The sequence below is a fragment of the endosymbiont of Riftia pachyptila (vent Ph05) genome (genome assembly GCF_000224455.1).
GTDB classification, from domain to species: domain Bacteria; phylum Pseudomonadota; class Gammaproteobacteria; order Chromatiales; family Chromatiaceae; genus Endoriftia; species Endoriftia persephonae.
Genome location: NZ_AFOC01000162.1, coordinates 1 through 4,522, shown reverse-complemented (window position 1 = coordinate 4,522; position 4,522 = coordinate 1). Strand labels below are relative to the sequence as shown.

Annotated in this window: 1 protein-coding gene; it reads right to left on the bottom strand. The window is 60.3% G+C overall.

Annotated features, from left to right (window positions below; genetic code table 11):
• Window positions 1-4,522 (bottom strand): glycoside hydrolase family 9 protein (locus tag RIFP1SYM_RS15870; RefSeq protein ID WP_039960815.1); only part of this gene is annotated, 4,522 nt, incomplete at both ends.

The following is a 4,522-nucleotide window of genomic DNA, read 5'->3' as shown; positions in this document are numbered from 1 at the left end:
AGAGGGTGACCACCGCGTGCTTCTTATCCTGCTGCCAGGCCTCCATGGCTTGCAGATCCGGGATCGCCCACCCCTGGTTGCCGTGGTAGACGCCCAACAATGTCTTGCCGGCACTCCCTTGGCCCGGAAACGCATTGGCATCCAGCGGGCTGGTTGCGGCATAGAACTCGCTCAGGTTATAGAAGCCATCGCCATCCGCATCGAGACCGGCATCTGTTGCATCCAGGGAATCCAAACCATATTGGAGTTCCCACTCATCAGGCATCCCGTCATTGTCATCATCGGGGTCCAGGCTATCCAGGATGCCGTCACCATCGGTGTCGGTCTGGTCCTGTAGCACAACATTGAAGCGGACCTCATCAACCCAGCCCTGGAAATTGCCGAACTTCAGCTCGATGTCACGCTGGTCGAACAGCTTGTCCTGATTGTCGTGGGCGACCTTCACCAGCTCTTGGCCGTCAACCTGCAGGATGTAGTGACTGCGGTTGTAGATCATTTGGACGTAATGCCATTCATGCGGGCGCAAGGCGTTGTCGATTGCATCGCCTGAATTCTGCGTCTTGCCCAAGTCAGCCCGGATATGGCTGGTCCAGTTGTAGCGGGTCAACTGCATGCCGCTGCCCCAAGACTGGCGCAGGTAGAGAAGGTTCAGCACATCGTCATTGACCGGTCCCAGGGAGTCAAAATAGAACAGCCCGTCGATAGTGACCTCGGCGACATCCTCATAGCGCTTGCCCTCGGGCAGGTAGTCGCTGATGTTGAAGCTGACTTGGGCCTGATCGCCGAAACCGTCGAAGCGCAACGCGGAGCCCGCCGGATTCTGCATCCAGTACAAGTCACCGTCATCAAAACGGGCGTTACCCGATAAGGTCAGGTCGGCCATCACCCCGTTGGCGTCCGCTAGGCTGCCGTCCAGATGGAACAGGGTGGAGGCACTGTCATCGGGGAACGGCTCCAGGGGAATATCCGTATTGCCGTAGTCGCGGGTGTTGATGCGGGTTTCGGCATACCAGCGGCGGCCTTCCGCGGTAATCACCTCGGCAGCCAGTTTCCACACGGGCCGGCTGAAATCCTGGCGCAGGAGGTAAGCGGGATCGGCGCTGACGGGCTGGTCGTTTTCATGCCAGAGGATCCGGTAGCTTTGGGGTTCGCCATTTTTAAACGCCAGAATGGGCCTAAACACCCCGTTCTCCACCGGTTCCACCGACAGGGTGAATTCAGGGTGGGGATACTGCTCGTCATCGCGGGGGGTCAATACCGCCAAGGCGGTCAGCATCCCCGCCATTTTCTCAATGGTGAACTCACCGTTGATGTTCCAGCCGTCATAGCTCTTTTCGAGCAGGCCGTAGACTTCACCCCCCGTATCCCAATCGGGATTATCCAACGGCCAGGTGTAATCGCCGATGTCCCGCTCGTAGGTGTTGCTCCAGCTATAGCCGGTTACCATGGGCGAAACCGGCAAGCCGGTTACGGGGGCTTCGATGCCGTCGTGTAGCGATTCCTGGTCAACGGTTGAACGCAGGCGTTTATAGCCCATGCCCGTGATATAGGTCATGTTGGAGGGATTGGCGCCCAGGGTGAAATGGATCTGGTCCTGGGCCGTTTCCAGGTAATCCAGGTCACCGTAGAGTTCGTGGGCGAGCAGCAGATCCCAGCCGTAATCGCTCACCGGGAAGAACCAACCCACCAGATTCCACCGTTTCACCGTGCCGTTGACGAACAGGTCGTAAGGGGTTTCATTGGCGGCGTCCACATACCAGTCCACCGCCTGCCGGAAACGGGCCACCGACGTCTGTTTCAACGCCGCGTCCACCGGGTACGCAATGCCGTCGCGTTCCCACAAGGCCAGGGTGCGGGTGGCGTAGCCGTATCCCATGTTCATCAGGTACACGCCGTCATACCGCAGCAGGGGCTTGTGGTAGCGCACGAAGGCGTCGTGGTAACGCTGCTCCCCGGTGAGGGCGTAGAGTTCAATGGCCGCCCAGGCGCGGGCGTGTTCATGGCCTTCATCCCCGTCCCGGGCATCCCCCTTGCCATAATGGTGATAACCATGCATCCCCGGGTTGGCCTCCAGCCAATCCCACGCCTTGATGGCACGTTGTTTGAGCAGGTCGGCCAATGCCGGGTCATGTTGGCGCAATACGGGGCTGCGCGCCGCCCGAGCCAGGGCCGCCGCGTAACCGCCGGTAACGGTAGTGTCCTTGGGGGACAGATAGCGGGTCAGATTGGGGGTCTCCCCCGGCATGGTGGACTGGTAGTTCATCTCCTTGGGCTTGCTCATGCCAAACACGCCGCCGTCCACCGGATCCTGCATCTCCTTGAGCCAGTTGATCTCGAGCAGGAATTCCTGCAACAGATCGGGAACGCCGTCGCCAGATTCCGGTACCCCGAGGTTGTCGTGCATCACCCGTTCGCCGTACACGTCCAGGGTGGTGATCAGGGTCCAGGCCGTCAGGGAACTGTTCCAGGTGTAGGGCGAATAGTCCCCGGCATCCATGTGCCCGCCGCTGATCTCCACATGTTGGCCTTCCTGGGTGGTGGGGTATCGGATGGTGTCCGGCGTGACGCCCAAACCAGCCAGGAAGGGATCCAGATCGGTGCTGTCGTAAACATAGGTCTGATCTTCCACCGTCGCCTTGTGGGTGAAGCGAGTATAGGGCTTGATCAGCTCCTCGCCGCGCCGCTGCTGGTACATACCCAACGCCAGGGTGTTCAGGCTGCCGCGGTAGACATCGCTGTGGATGGGGAACGGCTGGCTGATGCCCGTGCGGTGGCGCAGGTAGTATTCACCCGGGGTGGTCAGGGCGGAGAAATCCAGTTGGTAAACCTTGTTGTAAGGATGGTTGGTGAAGGTTTCACGCCAGCCTTCCGAGGCTTCCAAGGTGCCCGTACCCTGGAACACCACCTGGTGGTCCTGGGTACGCACCACTTCAAAATCCAGGTCGGTGGGCTCGTATTCGCCCGCGCTGCCCATCATCAATCCCAGATAGGCCTTTTTACGGTCCGCCGGACGGTAGCCGTATGGATCCACGTGCAGCAGGTCACTGAGCTGTGATTCCGGTTCGAAGCGGAACCTGGCATGGATGGCGGTTCCGGTCAGTTGGGTATCCACATCCAGCGCGTATTCCTGTCCGGCACTCAGCGGTCGGCCCAGGTGAATGAAGATGTTTTCCCCAATGCGCAGATCACCGACCCGGTAGGGGGCGTAGAAGGTGCGCCGTTTTAGGCCAGTTCCCACCACCGGCACACTGTCACCCGCGCTGTCGGTGACGCTGAAGAGGGCCGGGTTTTCCGCTTTGGCGATCTCCACCGGGGGGCGTATGAAATCGGTATTGTTTTCGTTGCGGGTCGGAACCAGGGTCAGGCGCAGCCACTGATCGGACACGGCGTGTATCCGCACTTCGCCCGGTTCCTGCATCCGCACCAGCGTTTCCAGTGCGCGCTGTTGTTCCCCGCTCAGAACGGGGCCCGCCCCCCCGGCCGGCGGCTGGGTCCGGGGCGTGGAGGCGGCATCATCGGGCAGGGAACCACTATGGTATTCCACAAGATCGCTGAAGCCGTCACCATCACTGTCGGCGGCGGCGTTGGCCGCATCCAACGGCTGCAGATCGCGCCCATCGGCAATGCCGTCGTTGTCGTCATCCTGGTCGGCGTTGTCCCCGATGCCGTCACCGTCATTATCCCCCCATTCGGCCCTGTCGAAGGGGAAGACATCCTGCCCATCCTCCACGCCGTCGCCGTCATCATCCGGATCGCGTTTATCGGGGAGGCCGTCATCGTCGGTGTCGAAATCCAGGTTGAAACGGATTTCATCCGCCCAGCCGTGGAAATCGCCGAAGCTCAGGCGGATGTCCTCGTGCCCATACAGGTTCAGCTGTCCCCGGCCGTGGGCCACCTTGAGAATTTCCTGCCCGTCCACGTACAGCAGATAATGGGTACGGTTATGGGTCAGCTTGATGTGATGCCACTGATTCCGGCTCAGGGCGGTGTTGACCGCCTCCCCGGAGTCCCCATAGCTGCCCAGATAGGCGCTCAGGTCGGTCATCCAACTGTTGCGGCGGATTTCCACCCCGCTATCCCAGCTCTGACGCATGAACAGCAGTTCCAGCCGGTTCTCATCCCACATGTCGATGGTGTCGAAATAGAAGCGGCCTTCGATGCTCACCTCGTCGATGTCTTCCACCGTCCTGTCTGCCGGAAGGTAGGGATCGACGCTGAAGGTAACTTCGGCCCGGTCGTTGAAACCGTTGAATCTCAGGGCGGCGCCGGCGGGGGTTTCCATCCAACCCAGGTTGCTGTCGTCGAAGCGCGCATTGCCGTTCAGGGTCAACTCAGGCATGACGCCTTTGCCATCCTGCAGGCTGTTGTCGAGATGGAACACGCTGGAGATCAAGCTGTCATCGTAGATAGTCTGACTGCTGGCGCTCAGCAGCAGATCATCGATCAGCACCAGCGTCGTTTCATTGGCCGCGGTCTTTTTATTGTTGTAGCCGCCGATGATCAGCCGATGGCTGCCGATGGC